The following is a 14,058-nucleotide window of genomic DNA, read 5'->3' as shown; positions in this document are numbered from 1 at the left end:
ACGCCTGCAAAAAGAAGCCCCCCGCTAGGGGGGGCTTCCCGAGGAACAACCGCTTCTTCCGAGTTACCTATACCACTTGTTGCCCTTTTCCTTCCACTGCTGCTCGTCGTGGCCGAAGAACAGTTCGCCATTCTCGAGGTCACGCATGGCCTTAAGCCGGTTGACCGACGCGAAGTAGTCCTTGACGCTGTAGTTCAGGCCCGCCGGATAGCCCTCGAGGTTCTCCCGCATCCAGATGGCGTCCTGCGCGATCACGAAAGTCTGCCCGGACTTGAAGCGCAGCTTCAGCGACTGATTGCCCAGCGTATGACCCGGGGTGGACAGAACGATGATCGATCCGTCGCCGAACAGATCGTAATCGCCATCGAGCTCCAGATAGTTGAAATCGCGCGCATCGTCGTAGTCCGCCATGACATGGGCGCCACCCGGCCGCTGGAACTTCTCGGGCCACCAGGCCTGATAGAGTTCCCGCTTCTGCACCACGTGCAGCGCCTTGGGGAACATTTCGATGTTGCCGATGTGATCCAGGTGCGAGTGGGAGGTAATGACCGCCTTGACCTGATCGACGGAGTAGCCAAGCTTCTTCAGCTGCATGTCGATCACGTCAGCGCGCTTCTGGCTGGGTTTCAAGAAGTCGCAGTTTGCCGGCAGCCAATGTGACTTGCAGTTGTCGACGATCGCCACGTTGTTGCCGGTATCGAACACGACCAGCCCTTTCGGGTGATCGATGATCCACATCGGAACGCCGATCGTGATCATGCGCGATCGTTCCTGCGGAAGGCTTGGGATCAGCCCGCGGATGTCGAACGGGCCGAACATGCCGCTGGTGGCCCAGTACGCTTTCATGTCTGCCTGCGCAAACGCGGCAGAAGAGGCGGCCAGGCAAAGCGTACCAAGCGCCAGGGCCGTGAATGACTGCCACAACTTTTTCATGCTCCCCTCCATGGATGGTTGAGCCCGTCGAGCGGGCCGGCTTTTTCGAGGCGTGAGGCCGGATCAAGCGAATCCAGCGTCAAACGACTTAATACACGGGGCGCCATGGGGGCGTCAAGTCGCAGTGCAAGGCGCTCCGCACCCACAAGCGCCCGCAGCGAATGGCCGGACTCGCTGTGGGCCGGAACATTTCGGGCTCGCTTGCCCCATGGCGCCGCGGCATGCTATAAAGCGCCCCTTTTCGAGCATTTCGGTACCTATTCGATGGCCCGAGTCTGCCAAGTCACCGGCAAGAAGCCGATGGGGGGGCACAACGTGTCCCACGCCAACAACAAGACCAAGCGGCGGTTCCTGCCGAACCTCCAGTACCGCCGGTTCTGGGTCGAAAGCGAGAATCGCTGGGTGCGCCTGCGGGTGAGCCAGGCGGGGTTACGCATCATCGACAAGAAGGGAATCGAAGCCGTGCTGGCCGACCTGCGGGCTCGCGGCGAAGCGGCGTGAAGTCTAAGGAGGCCAGGCCATGAGGGAAAAGATCAAGCTGGAATCGACCGCCGGAACCGGGCACTTCTACACCACGACGAAGAACAAGCGCACGATGCCCGACAAGCTGGAACTGAAGAAATTCGATCCGGTGGCCCGCAAGCACGTGCTCTATAAAGAAACGAAACTCAAGTAGACGTCGTTTCAGTGCACGAAAAAAGCCCGCCATCGGCGGGCTTTTCTGTTTGGCTTCCTGCTTGCGGCGCTAGGCGTAGGAGCGCAGCGTCCGCGAGAAGTCCTGCAGTGACACAATCCCGCTGCGCTCGGCGCGGCGGCACCAGTCCTCGAGCTGGCTGACCAGCTGTTCCTTGGTAGCGGAGGACCGTTGCCACAATCCGATCAGTTCCTGGCGCATCGTGTAGATGGTCTTTAGAACCCGGCTCGTCTCCAGCACTTTTTCCAGTTTTGCCTTCTCCTGTGCCGGAACCCGCTTCTCGTCCAGGTGCAGCCACGTCTTCACCTTGCCGAAGTCGATGCCGTGCAGCCGGTGTCGCGAGCGCAACTGGCGCAGTTCCTCGCCCCAGGTCGATTTCAGCGAGCGCGTGAACCGGGCCAGCACGTCATAGCGATGGGTGATGACGGCCTGCAGGGTCTGCAGGTCGCACGCGGGCTTCATGCGCTCGATACGTACCCTGGGAGCGAGTTTCCTGACCTGGGCCAGACCGAGCGCCTCCATGATCCGGATATAGAGCCAGCCGATGTCGAATTCATACCACTTGGACGAAAGCCGGGCCGAAGAGGCGTACGCGTGGTGGTTGTTGTGCAGCTCCTCCCCGCCGATCAGAATGCCCCACGGTACGATATTGGTGCTGGCGTCTTCCACCTGGAAGTTGCGGTACCCGAGTGCGTGGCCCACGCCATTGATGACGCCGGCGGCCATCACCGGAATCCAGAGCATCTGAACCGCCCAGACCGTCAGCCCGATCGGCCCGAACAGCAGCACATCGATGATCAGCATCAGGGAAACGCCACTCTTGTCGCTGCGCGAATAGAGGTTGCGCTCCAGCCAGTCGTCGGGCGTCCCGTGCCCGTACTTGTCGAGCGTTTCCTGGTTGAGGGCTTCGCGGCGGTACAGCTCGCTGCCCTCCAGCAACACCTTTCTCAGAGTCAATATCTGCGGGCTGTGCGGATCTTCCTCAGTCTCGCACTTGGCGTGGTGCTTGCGGTGGATTGCGGTCCACTGTTTGGTGACCATGCCGGTGGTGAGCCACAGCCAGAAACGGAAGAAGTGCGACACCGCCGGGTGCAGGTCCAGCGCGCGGTGCGCGGAATGCCGGTGCAGGTAAATGGTGACGGCAGCGATGGTGATATGGGTCAGCACGAGCGTTGCGAGGACATAACCCCACCAGGGCAGGTCGACAAGGCCTCGCGCCCACCAGGGGAAGTCCATTAACCCACTGATATTCATCAAAAAAACCTCTAAGTCAAGGAAAGGAAGCGAGCGCGATTCTACAGGAACGCCAACCCCCTGAGCGACTATTTTTGTAAGGACTTGTGACCTTGCCAAGCAGGTGGCATGCCGCGCGGGCAGGGGGCGCGTGGCGGCCTTCAGCGGGTGCGCGCACCGGTGGAGTCGATCTGGACCGGATTGAGGATTCGGATGTCGCGCTGCGGGTACGGGATCTCGATGCCGCCGGCGCGAAACGCCTCGTGCAGCGCCAGATAGAGGTCGGACTGGAGGTTCATTTTCCCGCGCTCCGGGTCCTCGATCCACGCCATCAGTTCGAGATTGACGCCGTCGGCACCGAAGCCGGCGACGAGCGCCGCGGGAGCGGGATCCCGCAGAACGCGCGGATGAGACTGCGCGGCGTGCAGCATCAGCTCGAGAGCCTTTTTGAGGTCGCTCGAATAGCCGATCTGGACGGGCAGGCGCATCAGCACCCGGCGGTTCGAGTAGGAGTGGTTGATCACCGTGGAGGTCACCAGGGTCTCGTTCGGGATGATCGCCTCCGTGCCGTCCGTGCCCCGCACGACGATGCAACGCGAGGTGAGCTGCGTTACTTCACCGTAGAAGCCGTCCACCGTGATCAGGTCGCCAGGGCTCACGGAACGATCCAGCAGGATGGTGAAACCCGCCATGTAATTGGCCGCGACCTTCTGCAGGCCCAGACCGATTCCCACCCCGAGCGCGCCGCCAAATACCGACAGCGCGGTGATGTCGATGCCCACCAGCGGCAGTGCGATCAGCACCGCGACGATCGCCATGGCCGTGCGCACGATCTTGGACATCGCCAGGCGCAGGTTCACCTCGACGTGGCTGAGCGCCATGATGCGCGCCTCGATCAGTTTGCCGATCCACAGCGCGCCCAGCAGCAGCAGAGCCACCGTGAACAGGGCCTGGAGTACCAGCATGAACGACACGTGCTGCTTGCCCAGGGTGAATCCGGTGGTCTCGAGAAACGCCACGAGCTGGGGGAGCAGGCCCGTGATGTGCAACGCTACCGCGAGCCAGACCAGCCAGGTGATGATCATTTCCCAGGAACGCAGCAGGCCGCCCGGCGCGAAGGTGTGCCGCAGCAGATAGACCAGGGCCCGGATGATTACCAGAGCTGCCAGCAGCGGCACCGCGACGTTGAGCAGGTGCACCGGCTGGAAGTAGTGGAGGATCCAGCGGCCGAGCACCAGCAGGGCGAGTGCCGTGACCGGCAACGCCGCGCGACTGATTCCCCCGACGCTGATGCGCACCGTGGCTTCGGGGTCTTTCGCCAGGTTGCGGATCAGCCGCCGCTGGACGCGGCGGGCGAAGAACCAGCCGCCCGCCAGGCTGACGGCCAGCACCACGAGCTGCCAGAGGATCACCCCCTGTTGCAGGTCGTCCAGCAGATCACTGATCAGCCGGCCGACTTCGGTCTGTTTGGCGGCCATGTCGGAGTTCTCCCGGTGCGAGGCGCGATTCTATTCCTGGCCGTCGTGATAACGACGGGCGTGCTCGCGATGGCGCTGCCAGTTGTCCAGATAAGCGCGCGCGAGCTCCCGATTGCCGCGCAGCACCAGCAGGTTCTCGGCATTCCGGTACTGCGCAGCGAACGTGAAGTTGAAGCTGCCGGTAATGACCACTGGCTGTTCGCCGTCGGGATCGATTACCATCACCTTGTTGTGCGCGGACACATGTTCCGCGTCGAGCATGACCGGCACGCCGGCGCGCACCAGGCGCGAGATGACGTTGTGCTCGATCTTCTCGGTCTGGCCGGCATCGGCGATGACCTGGACTTCGACGCCGCGCCGATGGGCTTCGATCAGCGCCCGGGCGATGTCCACGTGCGTGAAGCTGAACGCCTGGACGTAGACGGCATTGCGTGCGCCGCGCAGCGTGCGGATGATGAGCCCGGCGGCGTCGCTTCCCGGCGTGAACGCGTATTCGATCAGGCCGCTGCCCGGTATCGCATCGTAGGTCTCGCGGGCCTGGATCCAGGCCGGCCCGAGCGACAGTCCGAGCAACACGGCTGCGGCGAACGCGAGGCGACGGGCGCGCATCGTCAAGCCTGGCGCTCGATCACCGCCGCGAAAAAGGCGTCGGTGCCGTGACGGTGAGGATAGGTGCGAAACAGCGGCCCGGTGGGCAGGTCGATGCGCTGCGCGTCGAGCACCTCCTGGCAGTCCACGCTGCGAAACCCGGGGTGCGTCGCCAGGAACTCCTCCACGATATCCTCGTTTTCCTCGCGCAGCAGGCTGCAGGTCGCGTAGACCAGGCGTGCGCCTGGCTTCGCCAGTGTCGCCGCGGACCACAGGATGAGGCGCTGCTTGGCCTTCAATTCAGCGACCGCCTGCGGCGACTGACGCCACTTCATGTCCGGGTTCCTGCGCAGCGTGCCCAGTCCGCTGCACGGCGCGTCCACCAGGATGCGGTCGATCTTGCCGGCCAGCCGCCTGACCCGGGTGTCGTTCTCGCTCGCCAGGCGCTGAGGGTGGACATTGGACAGTTGTGAGCGCTTGAGCCGCGGCTTGAGACTGTTGAGCCGCTTGTCCGAGACGTCGAATGCGTAGACTCGCCCCTGATTGTGCATCAATGCGCCGAGCAGCAGGGTTTTGCCGCCCGCTCCCGCGCAGAAGTCGACCACCATCTCGCGCCGGCGCGGCGCGAGGAGGAAGCCGAGCAACTGACTGGCTTCGTCCTGTACCTCGATGGCGCCGCGGGTAAACAGCGGGTGCCGATTGATCGCCGGCTTGCCGGCGAGCCGAATACCAACCGGAGAGTACGGTGTGGGCCGCGCCTGGATACCGTCGCGCGCCAGCGCCTGGAGCACTTCGTCGCGAGTGGCGATCAGCGTGTTGACCCGCAAATCCAGGGGCGCCGGCTGCAGCAACGCGCGGCCGAGCGCGACGGCTTCGGCCTCACCGTACTGTGTTACGAGCCGCTCCCACAGCCAGTCGGGCAGAGACAGCCGCACCGCCGGCGGCAGAGATTCGGTATCCGCCGTCCTGACTTGCAGCAGCCAGTCGCGGTCCTCTGCGGCAAGCAGGGGTTGCAGCGATCCGATGCTCATGCCCTGAAGCTTCACCAGGCTGGCGATCGCGAGCCTGCGCGGAGTCGGATCGGGCACGATCGCCTCCAGCAGGCGCTTGTGGCGCAGCACCGCGAAGACGGTGTCGGCGATGAAGGCGCGGTCGTGGCTGCCCAGCTCGCGGCGGGCCCGGAAGAACTCCCGCAGCACCGCATCCGCCGGATGCGTCAGCCGGCAGGCGAGATCCAGCGCCGCACTCGTCTCTCGCAGGTTGGAGGCGTTCAGGCGCATGCCGTGCCCCGGCTCCGCAGGCAGGTCAGGGCGCGTTCGCGCTCTGTTGCCCGCCGTCACTGGATTTTGATGCGGGTGACCACCGAGTCGAAGACCCGGCTGTTCTTGTCGGAGTAGCGCAGCCGCACCGGCAGATGCTGGCGATCGATCGCCACCCAGAACTCGAAGCCGCGCTTGTCGTCCGGATCGCGCACCTTCTCGAAGTGCAGCGTGTCGATCTCACCCACCGCCGTCTTGATCCGTTCCCGGCCCACCAGCCGGTAGCGGTACTGCGTCAGCCGCCGGCCATCGGTGACGTTGACCTGAAAGCTCTCGCCGGTCGGAGGCGGAGCGAACATGAACGCATACGGGAGGCTGGCCTGATCGAACGTATTGGGTGGCAGCTTCACGGTCTGAACCTGGCCCGCACTGCTGAGCACCAGTGTGCCCGCCGCCCAGTCGAACCGCGCGTTGCGGCTGCCGTCTTTGCGCCCGCTTTCTTCGAAGCGCTCGGGCCTCAGTCCGTTGGCGGTGACAAGGCCTCTGCTCTCCCGCCGGATGTCGTTGATGAACAGCGCCGCGAGACCCTGCGGTTCGGAAACGCTTACCACGGAATAACGCGTGCCGTCGTGCTCCAGCACGTCGCGCCCCTCGCCGAGCTTGATGTCGCCAAACAGGATCTCGAAGGTGAGTTCGATGCGCGCGGCCTGTGCCGGGCTCGCAAGGCAGATCAGGGCGAGCGACAAGCAGAACGCGATCCGTCTCATGCGCCGACCATCGGCGAGGCGATCCCGGGGGGAAAGCGGCACGGCTGCGCGATTCTCACGCGGCCCCCCTCGATGGAAAGCTTGTCTTCCAGGAACCAGCGAATCGCCTGCGGGTAGATGCGGTGCTCCTGTTCCAGGACTCTGGCGGCGAGCGTATCCGGGTCGTCCTCGGGCAGCACAGGCACGGCTGCCTGAATCACGATCGGGCCGTGATCGAGCGCTGCCGTAACGAAGTGCACCGTACAGCCGTGCAGCCGCACACCCTCTTCGAGCGCGCGCCGATGCGTGTCGACCCCGGGAAAGGCCGGCAACAAAGAGGGATGGATGTTCAGGATCCGGCCGGCGAATCGGCTGACGAACACGTCGGTGAGAATCCGCATGAAGCCGCCCAGTGCCACCAGGTCCGGTCGGTAGCTTTCGACTTTCTGCGCGAGCGCGGCGTCGAAGCTCTGCCGGTCGGCATGCGCGCGGTGGTCGACCACCGCCGTTTCTACGCCCCGCGCGCGCGCGATCTCCAGTCCCCTGGCTTGCGGGTTGTTGCTGACCACGGCAGCGAAGTGCGCCGGAAGACCGGCTTCCAGGATCGCCTGCATGTTGCTGCCACGCCCGGAAATGAGGATGACCACCCGCTTCATTGCGCTCTTGCGTCAGGCGAGCACGGTCTGCGGCTCGGCGCCGCGACGGGGCTGGATCTCTCCGATTCGATGGACCGTCTCGCCTGCCTGCGTCAGCGCCCGGAGCGCCGCATCGGCATCCCGAGGCGCCACGATGGCCACCATCCCGATCCCGCAGTTGAAGACGCGGTACATCTCCGCGTCCGAGACGTTGCCTCGCTGCTGCAGCCAGTCGAAGATTGCCGGCCGTTTCCACGCGGTTCGATCCAGTCTGGCGGTCAGGTTTTCGGGCAGCACCCGCGGCACGTTCTCCACCAGGCCCCCGCCCGTGATGTGCGCCAGCGCCTTGATCCGCGTCTGCCGCAGCGCCGTCAGCACGGGTTTGACATAGATGCGTGTCGGCGCGAGCAATGCGTCTCCTAACGTCTGTCCTTCGAATGCGGATGACAGGTCGGCCCCGCTGGCCTCGAGAATGCGCCGGACCAGCGAATAGCCGTTGGAATGCAGGCCGCTGCTCGCGAGCCCGAGCACCGCGTCGCCGGCTTGCACGTCGCGCCCGTCGATGATGTCGGCTTTCTCCACCACGCCCACCGCGAAGCCCGCGAGGTCGTATTCGCCCGGCGGGTACATGCCGGGCATCTCGGCCGTCTCTCCTCCGATCAACGCGCAGCCGGCCGTTTCGCAGCCGCGCGCAATGCCGCGCACGACCGCGGTGGCAGTCGCGACGTCGAGTTTTCCGCACGCGAAGTAATCGAGGAAGAACAACGGCTCGGCGCCTTGTACCAGAATGTCGTTGACGCTCATCGCCACGAGGTCGATGCCCACGGTGTCGTGCCTGTCGAGCTGAAAGGCGAGCTTCAGCTTGGTACCCACACCGTCGGTTCCAGAGACCAGCACCGGTTCCTTGAAGCGCCTGGGCAGCTCGAACAACGCCCCGAATCCGCCGATTCCGGCGAGCACGCCTTCGCGCAATGTTGCGCGAGCCAGCGGCTCGATGTTCTCGACCAGCCGGTCGCCGGCATCGATGTCCACGCCGGCCTCGCGATAGGTAAGCGGGTTGGAAGAGCGGTCGGAGGTCAAGTTGAGCGGCGTGTTGCTTCCGGATACATTGCAGGCGATGGCGCGCAAGCGCACGCGAATTCTACAGAAAAATGAGTGTCTTTCTTCGTCGCCCCGCGCTTCGATGCTGCCCGGGCCACGGCTCGTCGCATCCGCTGGCGGGCATCGCGCCGCCGTCCCGCTGATGCGCCAGCTCGCACTGGAACTCGCCGCGCCGCCGGCACCCACCCTGGACAACTTCGTTGCAGGGCGCAACGCTGAGCTGCTGTCCGTCCTGCGCATGCTGACGCGGGACAGCTCGGGCGAGCGCTTCGTTTATCTGTGGGGACCGGCAGGCTGCGGCAAGAGCCATCTGCTCGCCGCCACGGTGCGCGCCCTCGAACTGGCCGGGCGGCGGATCGCTTTCGCGGTCGACGAGCAGACCTTCCGTGCCATCGACGCGCAGACCGTCTCGAGCGGACTGGCCGTCGACGACGTGCATCTGTTGTCGGAGGCCGGTCAGATCGCGCTGTTCAACCATTGCAACGCGGTGCGCGAGGCGGGCGGGGTGCTGATCGCCGCCGGCGATGCCGCGCCAGCCAGGCTGGGTCTGCGAGCGGATCTCCTGACACGGCTGGCCTGGGGACTGGTCTATCAGGTGTACCCGCTGTCCGACGAGGAGAAGGCGGCGGCGCTCGCGCAGCACGCGCGAAGCCGCGGCCTGAGCGTGCCCGAGGAAGTGATCGACTACGCCTTGACCCGCCAGCGCCGCGATCTTCCTTATCTGGTGGCGCTGCTCGACGCGCTGGATCGCTATTCGCTCGAGACCAAGCGCGCGGTCACCGTGCCGCTGCTGCGCGAACTGCTGGCCCGGGCCAACGGGCGCCCGTAGACCGCGTCCGTTCGTGCTCGGGAACTCGGCTATACTCGGGCGCGCCGCTTTCACCGTTCACGATTCACGCACCACAACTCGCGGCTCCTCATGCGACTGGCATTGTTCGACCTCGATAACACGTTGCTGGCCGGCGACAGCGATTTCGAGTGGGCCCAGTTCCTGATCGAGAAGGGCGTGCTGGACCGCGAAGTGTACGAGGCGCGCAACAGGGAGTTCTACGAGGCCTACAAGGCGGGAACGCTCGATATTCACAAGTTCCTCGACTTCCAGCTCAAGCCACTGTCGCGGCATCCGCGCGCCCAGCTCGACGCCTGGCATGCCGAGTTCATGGAACGCAAGATCCGGCCGCTGATCACCCAGAAGGCGCGCGATCTGGTGGACAGCCACAAGGCGGACGCTAGGGTCGTGATCACCGCGACCAACAGCTTCGTGACCTGGCCGATCGCGCGCGAGTTCGGCATCGAGAATCTGATCGCGACGCAACCCGAAGAGGTCGGCGGCCAGTTCACCGGCCGCGTCGAGGGGGTTCCCGCCTTTCGCGAGGGCAAGGTCGCGCGCCTCAAGCAGTGGCTGGCAGAGCACGGCATCGCCTGGAGCGCGTTCGAGGAGACCTGGTTCTACAGCGACTCGCTGAACGATCTGCCGCTGCTGTCCATGGTCAGTCATCCGGTTGCGGTCGATCCCGACGAAACGCTCAAGGAGCACGCGCTGGCCAACGACTGGCAGGTGATCAGCCTTCGCTGAAAGCCCGAAGCGATGCGGCGCCAGTTGCGTGCGGTGATTGTCCTCGCGCTCCCTGTGGCCGCGTGGGCCGCGGGGCTTGCCATCGGCAGCGTGCGCCTGTCGGCCTCCGAGCTGTGGTCGGCGTTGCAGCTCGAACCGGGTCTTGCATCCGATATCGTCTGGGGCCTGCGCGCGCCACGGGTGGCCGCCGCGTTCTGCGCCGGCGGGCTGCTCGCCGTGGCCGGGGCCTTCATGCAGGCGCTGCTGCGCAATCCACTGGCCGATCCCTACATCTTCGGCGTGTCCGGCGGCGCGGCGCTGGGCGTGCTGCTGGCCATGGTGCTCGGCCTGGGCAGTGGGGCGGGCGCGGGGCTCGGTTTCGCCGGCGCCGCCTCCATGGCGTTGCTCGTGGCGCTGTTGGCCTACCGTGCCGGAGACTGGAATCCGTTTCGCTTGCTGCTGGTCGGCGTGGTCGTGGCTGCCGGCCTCAATGCCCTCATCAGCCTGCTGCTCACGCTCGCGCCGGGCAGCGCGGTCAAGGGCATGCTCTTCTGGTTGATGGGCGATCTCACCTATGCGCGAGTGCCGGGCGTCGAGGCCGCGCTGCTGCTCGGGCTGGTGCTGCTCGGCGGCGCGGCCGGACAAGCGATCAACGTGCTCGGGCTGGGGCGTCTCAAAGCCGCATCGCTGGGCGTCGAGGTCAACCGGCTGGAGCTTGCCCTCTACGCCGGCGCCGCCGCGGCCACCACCGGCGCGGTGTTGCTCGGCGGCACGATCGGTTTCGTGGGGCTCATCGTGCCGCACCTGGTGCGGCTTGTCGGTGTGCACGACTACCGCGCGCTGGTGCCGCTCTCGGCCGTTGTGGGGGGCAGCCTGCTGACGCTTGCCGATACCGCCGCGCGCAGCGTCTGGGCCCCGATCCAGCTGCCGACCGGAATCCTGACGGCGCTGATCGGCGTGCCGGTCCTGCTGCTGCTCGTGTCCGCCCGAAGCGATGCTGCGCGCTGAGTCGCTGTCGCTCAAGCAGCCCGGCCGCAGCCTGGTGGACGGCCTGACCGTCGAGTTCAGGCGCGGCGAGCGCTGGGCGATCCTGGGCGTCAATGGCGCGGGCAAGTCCACGCTGCTGCACGCGCTGGCCGGCCTGACTGCGCCCAGCGGCGGCCTGGTCAGACTGGGCGGCGTGCCCGTCGAAGGGCAGCCGCGAAAGCGCCTTGCCCGGGAACTCGGTGTGCTGTTGCAGGAAGAAGCGCGCGAGTACTGGGGCAGCGTCCATGATTTCGTCATGCTGGGTCGCTACGCCCGCACACGCAGCCTGTTCGGCCCGACCGATGCGGACCGCGAGATTGCCCTGCGGGCGCTGGACGCCCTCGACCTGCGGGCGCTTTCGGGGCGCGCCTACCGCTCACTGTCGGGTGGAGAACGGCAGCGGGCACGGCTCGCCGCGCTGCTGGCGCAGGAGCCGGCCGTGTTCCTGCTCGACGAACCGCTGCAGCACCTGGATCTCGCGCACCAGGTCGCACTGCTCGAGCGCTTGAGCGAGGAGGCTGCAAACGGGGCGCTGATCGTGCTCGTGTTGCACGACCTGCTGTTCGCTTCGCGCTACTGCGATCACGCGCTGCTGCTCTACGGAGACGGCCGTCATGCGCACGGCAGCGCACAGGAGATCCTCCAACCGCGGCTGCTGGGCGAGTTGTATCGCTTTCCCTTGCAGGCCTACCGGCTGGGAGAGGAAAACGTGCTCCTGCCCGCACGGGTGCACGGCAGCCCGCGGGTATAATGCAGCTCCTTCTACGCTCCATTGCTGGATGATTCGGAAGCTGCTTCGCCGGATACTCTCCGGCCGGTCATCGCGCGCCGCCGAGCCCGTCGTCATTCCGAAATCCAGGCATGGCATTTCCCGGGACAGCATCAGCGCTTGCGCCCGGCGCGTGGTCTCCACCCTGCAGAACGAAGGGCATACCGCCTACGTGGTCGGTGGCGCGGTACGCGATCTGCTGCTCGGACTGCAGCCCAAGGATTTCGACGTGGCCACCAGCGCCACGCCCGAGCAGGTGCGCGGTGCCTTCCGGCGCTCGCGTATCATCGGCCGCCGCTTCCGGCTGGTGCACGTCCTCTGCGGGCAGGAGGTGGTGGAGGTATCCACGTTTCGCGCGAAGCATGTCGTGGCCGACAGCGAAGAGGCGCTCACCGACCAGCACGGCCGGATCCTGCGCGACAACGTGTTCGGCACAGAGGCGGAGGATGCAACGCGGCGCGACTTCACGGTCAACGCCCTGTTCTACGATCCGACCACCGAGCGCATCCTCGACTACTGCGGCGGGCTGGCCGATCTCAGGGCGCGGCGCCTGCGCATGATCGGCAAGCCGGAAGCGCGCTATCGCGAAGATCCGGTCAGGCTGCTGCGCGCGGTGCGCCTTGCCGCCAAGCTCGGACTGAAGATCGAGCCGCGCACGCGCGCACCGATCCGCAAGCTCGCGCCGCTGCTCAAAAACGTTCCCGCGCCGCGCGTGTTCGAGGAAATGCTCAAGCTTCTGCTGTCCGGCCATTCGGTCCAGTGCGTGCTGCAGTTGCGCGAGGAAGGACTGCACCACGGCCTGCTGCCGATGCTCGATGTGATTCTGGAGCAACCCCTGGGCGAGCGCTTCGTGATGCTCGCCTTGCAGCGCACCGACGAGCGCGTGCGCGCCGACAGGCCGGTGTCTCCCGGATTTCTGTTCGCGGCACTGCTGTGGCACGAGGTGCTCGCCGCCTGGAAGCGTGGCGAGGAGGCCGGTCTGAAGCCGGCGCCTGCGCTGTTCAGGGCCATCGATGAAGTCGTCAACGAGCTTGCCGGAAACCTCGCGATTCCGCGCCGTTTCACTGCCGACATGAAGGAGATCTGGCTGCTGCAGCCGCGGCTGCTGCAGCGATCGGGCAGACGCCCCTTCGCGCTGCTCGGCAACCCGCGCTTCCGCGCGGCGTACGACTTTCTGCTGCTTCGCTGCGACAGCGGCGAAGTCGACCCCGAGGTGGGCCGGTGGTGGGCGCGATTCCAGGACGCGGGCGACCAGGAACGCCATGCGATGCTGTTGCCCGCCGCCCCCAGCGCACGGCGGCGCAGGCGCCGCCGCAAATCGGCCCTGCCGCAAGCTACCCCGGTGCCGGACGCGCCATGAGCGCGACGCCCCCGCGCAATGCGGTAGTGGCCTTCATCGGTATCGGCGCCAACCTCGACGACCCGATCGGCAAGGTCAGGATCGCGCTCAACGAGATCGATCGGTTGCCCGCCACCCGCGTCGTGCGCAGATCTTCCCTCTATCGCACGGCGCCGGTCGGTTACAACGACCAGCCGGAGTTCATCAACGCGGTCGCCGAAGTCCTCACCGAACTGGAGCCGCGGCAACTGCTGGACATGCTGCTCGCGATCGAGGCGCGACATGGTCGCGTGCGCGGGGCGCGCAACGCGCCGCGCACGCTCGACCTGGATGTGCTGCTGTTCGGCGATCGCATCCTGACAGAGCCCGAGCTGAGCGTTCCGCATCCGCGCATGCACGAGCGCGCCTTCGTGCTGGTTCCCCTGGCCGAGATTGCCCCGCACGCGTCGATTCCCGGACACGGGTCGGCGGCCGAGCTGGCGGCCAGGGTCGCCCGGCATGGAGTGACGCTCGTTGGGCCTGCTTGAGCGCTTACGCTGCCGCGTAGTAAAAGGCCCGATCGGGGCGGCGAAGACCAGCCTGGCTCGCAAGCCCCCCGGGCGGCTCGGGCGCGAATCGATGCTCGAGCAAGCCGGATGTCAATCCGTTTCTAGCGCGACCCGAAGCGCCCCGCGCTCGCGCCCCGGCATCTGCAGGCGAGGC

16 protein-coding genes are annotated in these 14,058 nt (G+C 66.1%); 8 read left to right on the top strand and 8 right to left on the bottom strand.

Annotated elements, in window-relative coordinates; translation table 11 throughout:
* Window positions 1-63 precede the first annotated feature (63 nt).
* The gene (locus tag VNM24_13825; GenBank protein HWQ39660.1) at window positions 64-933 is read right to left on the bottom strand and encodes an N-acyl homoserine lactonase family protein; all 870 of its coding nucleotides are present in this window, start codon (window positions 931-933) and stop codon (window positions 64-66) included.
* Window positions 934-1,197: 264 nt separating this feature from the next.
* On the opposite strand from VNM24_13825, the gene rpmB reads away from it, so the two are divergent.
* The gene (gene rpmB / locus VNM24_13820; GenBank protein ID HWQ39659.1) at window positions 1,198-1,434 is read left to right on the top strand and encodes a 50S ribosomal protein L28; all 237 of its coding nucleotides are present in this window, start codon (window positions 1,198-1,200) and stop codon (window positions 1,432-1,434) included.
* A gap of 19 nt (window positions 1,435-1,453) precedes the next feature.
* Entirely contained in the window at window positions 1,454-1,609 is a 156-nt protein-coding gene (rpmG, locus tag VNM24_13815) for a 50S ribosomal protein L33 (GenBank protein HWQ39658.1), read from the top strand.
* Window positions 1,610-1,678: 69 nt separating this feature from the next.
* Here rpmG and VNM24_13810 read toward each other — a convergent pair whose 3' ends face one another.
* The 7 genes from VNM24_13810 to purM form a co-directional block, all read right to left on the bottom strand.
* Window positions 1,679-2,881, bottom strand: a complete 1,203-nt coding sequence (locus VNM24_13810; protein ID HWQ39657.1) for a fatty acid desaturase — start codon at window positions 2,879-2,881, stop codon at window positions 1,679-1,681.
* A gap of 140 nt (window positions 2,882-3,021) precedes the next feature.
* Window positions 3,022-4,338, bottom strand: a complete 1,317-nt coding sequence (locus VNM24_13805) for a mechanosensitive ion channel domain-containing protein (protein ID HWQ39656.1) — start codon at window positions 4,336-4,338, stop codon at window positions 3,022-3,024.
* Window positions 4,339-4,368: 30 nt separating this feature from the next.
* Window positions 4,369-4,947 (bottom strand): phospholipase D family protein, encoded by a 579-nt coding sequence (locus VNM24_13800; GenBank protein HWQ39655.1) that lies wholly within the window; start codon window positions 4,945-4,947, stop codon window positions 4,369-4,371.
* 2 nt (window positions 4,948-4,949) lie between these two features.
* Window positions 4,950-6,206 (bottom strand): RsmB/NOP family class I SAM-dependent RNA methyltransferase, encoded by a 1,257-nt coding sequence (locus VNM24_13795; protein ID HWQ39654.1) that lies wholly within the window; start codon window positions 6,204-6,206, stop codon window positions 4,950-4,952.
* A 56-nt stretch (window positions 6,207-6,262) separates the two neighbouring features.
* Window positions 6,263-6,952, bottom strand: a complete 690-nt coding sequence (locus tag VNM24_13790) for a DUF3108 domain-containing protein (GenBank protein HWQ39653.1) — start codon at window positions 6,950-6,952, stop codon at window positions 6,263-6,265.
* Window positions 6,949-7,587, bottom strand: a complete 639-nt coding sequence (purN, locus tag VNM24_13785) for a phosphoribosylglycinamide formyltransferase (protein HWQ39652.1) — start codon at window positions 7,585-7,587, stop codon at window positions 6,949-6,951. The genes VNM24_13790 and purN overlap by 4 nt, the downstream gene beginning before the upstream one ends.
* Before the next feature lie 12 nt (window positions 7,588-7,599).
* Window positions 7,600-8,646, bottom strand: coding sequence for a phosphoribosylformylglycinamidine cyclo-ligase (gene purM / locus VNM24_13780; GenBank protein HWQ39651.1), 1,047 nt, complete (start codon window positions 8,644-8,646; stop codon window positions 7,600-7,602).
* Window positions 8,647-8,749: 103 nt separating this feature from the next.
* Here purM and hda point away from each other — a divergent pair, with 103 nt between their 5' ends.
* The 6 genes from hda to folK all read left to right on the top strand — a co-directional run bounded on the left by hda (window position 8,750) and on the right by folK (window position 13,883).
* Window positions 8,750-9,496, top strand: coding sequence for a DnaA regulatory inactivator Hda (hda, locus tag VNM24_13775; GenBank protein HWQ39650.1), 747 nt, complete (start codon window positions 8,750-8,752; stop codon window positions 9,494-9,496).
* A 90-nt stretch (window positions 9,497-9,586) separates the two neighbouring features.
* Entirely contained in the window at window positions 9,587-10,243 is a 657-nt protein-coding gene (locus VNM24_13770; GenBank protein HWQ39649.1) for an HAD family hydrolase, read from the top strand.
* A gap of 12 nt (window positions 10,244-10,255) precedes the next feature.
* Window positions 10,256-11,230, top strand: coding sequence for an iron ABC transporter permease (locus VNM24_13765; GenBank protein HWQ39648.1), 975 nt, complete (start codon window positions 10,256-10,258; stop codon window positions 11,228-11,230).
* Window positions 11,217-11,999, top strand: coding sequence for an ABC transporter ATP-binding protein (locus VNM24_13760; protein ID HWQ39647.1), 783 nt, complete (start codon window positions 11,217-11,219; stop codon window positions 11,997-11,999). The genes VNM24_13765 and VNM24_13760 overlap by 14 nt, the downstream gene beginning before the upstream one ends.
* Before the next feature lie 28 nt (window positions 12,000-12,027).
* Window positions 12,028-13,377, top strand: a complete 1,350-nt coding sequence (gene pcnB / locus VNM24_13755; GenBank protein HWQ39646.1) for a polynucleotide adenylyltransferase PcnB — start codon at window positions 12,028-12,030, stop codon at window positions 13,375-13,377.
* Complete coding sequence (gene folK / locus VNM24_13750; protein ID HWQ39645.1) at window positions 13,374-13,883, top strand: 2-amino-4-hydroxy-6-hydroxymethyldihydropteridine diphosphokinase; 510 nt, start codon at window positions 13,374-13,376, stop codon at window positions 13,881-13,883. Before pcnB ends, folK begins: the two co-directional genes overlap by 4 nt.
* Window positions 13,884-14,058: the final 175 nt, after the last annotated feature.

Source organism: Burkholderiales bacterium (assembly GCA_035560005.1).
Classification (GTDB): Bacteria; Pseudomonadota; Gammaproteobacteria; order Burkholderiales; family Eutrophovitaceae; genus DASRFY01.
The sequence above is the reverse complement of the archived record's forward strand: the minus strand, read 5'-3'. Positions and strand labels throughout refer to the sequence as shown.

Excerpts from the sequence above, each read along its gene's own strand:
- VNM24_13825 (HWQ39660.1), bottom strand. The coding sequence starts at position 933 with ATGAAAAAGTTGTGGCAGTCATTCACGGCCCTGGCGCTTGGTACGCTT.
- rpmB (HWQ39659.1), top strand. The coding sequence starts at position 1,198 with ATGGCCCGAGTCTGCCAAGTCACCGGCAAGAAGCCGATGGGGGGGCAC.
- rpmG (HWQ39658.1), top strand. The coding sequence starts at position 1,454 with ATGAGGGAAAAGATCAAGCTGGAATCGACCGCCGGAACCGGGCACTTC.
- VNM24_13810 (HWQ39657.1), bottom strand. The coding sequence starts at position 2,881 with ATGAATATCAGTGGGTTAATGGACTTCCCCTGGTGGGCGCGAGGCCTT.
- VNM24_13805 (HWQ39656.1), bottom strand. The coding sequence starts at position 4,338 with ATGGCCGCCAAACAGACCGAAGTCGGCCGGCTGATCAGTGATCTGCTG.
- VNM24_13800 (HWQ39655.1), bottom strand. The coding sequence starts at position 4,947 with ATGCGCGCCCGTCGCCTCGCGTTCGCCGCAGCCGTGTTGCTCGGACTG.
- VNM24_13795 (HWQ39654.1), bottom strand. The coding sequence starts at position 6,206 with ATGCGCCTGAACGCCTCCAACCTGCGAGAGACGAGTGCGGCGCTGGAT.
- VNM24_13790 (HWQ39653.1), bottom strand. The coding sequence starts at position 6,952 with ATGAGACGGATCGCGTTCTGCTTGTCGCTCGCCCTGATCTGCCTTGCG.
- purN (HWQ39652.1), bottom strand. The coding sequence starts at position 7,587 with ATGAAGCGGGTGGTCATCCTCATTTCCGGGCGTGGCAGCAACATGCAG.
- hda (HWQ39650.1), top strand. The coding sequence starts at position 8,750 with ATGCTGCCCGGGCCACGGCTCGTCGCATCCGCTGGCGGGCATCGCGCC.
- VNM24_13770 (HWQ39649.1), top strand. The coding sequence starts at position 9,587 with ATGCGACTGGCATTGTTCGACCTCGATAACACGTTGCTGGCCGGCGAC.
- VNM24_13765 (HWQ39648.1), top strand. The coding sequence starts at position 10,256 with ATGCGGCGCCAGTTGCGTGCGGTGATTGTCCTCGCGCTCCCTGTGGCC.
- VNM24_13760 (HWQ39647.1), top strand. The coding sequence starts at position 11,217 with ATGCTGCGCGCTGAGTCGCTGTCGCTCAAGCAGCCCGGCCGCAGCCTG.
- pcnB (HWQ39646.1), top strand. The coding sequence starts at position 12,028 with ATGATTCGGAAGCTGCTTCGCCGGATACTCTCCGGCCGGTCATCGCGC.
- folK (HWQ39645.1), top strand. The coding sequence starts at position 13,374 with ATGAGCGCGACGCCCCCGCGCAATGCGGTAGTGGCCTTCATCGGTATC.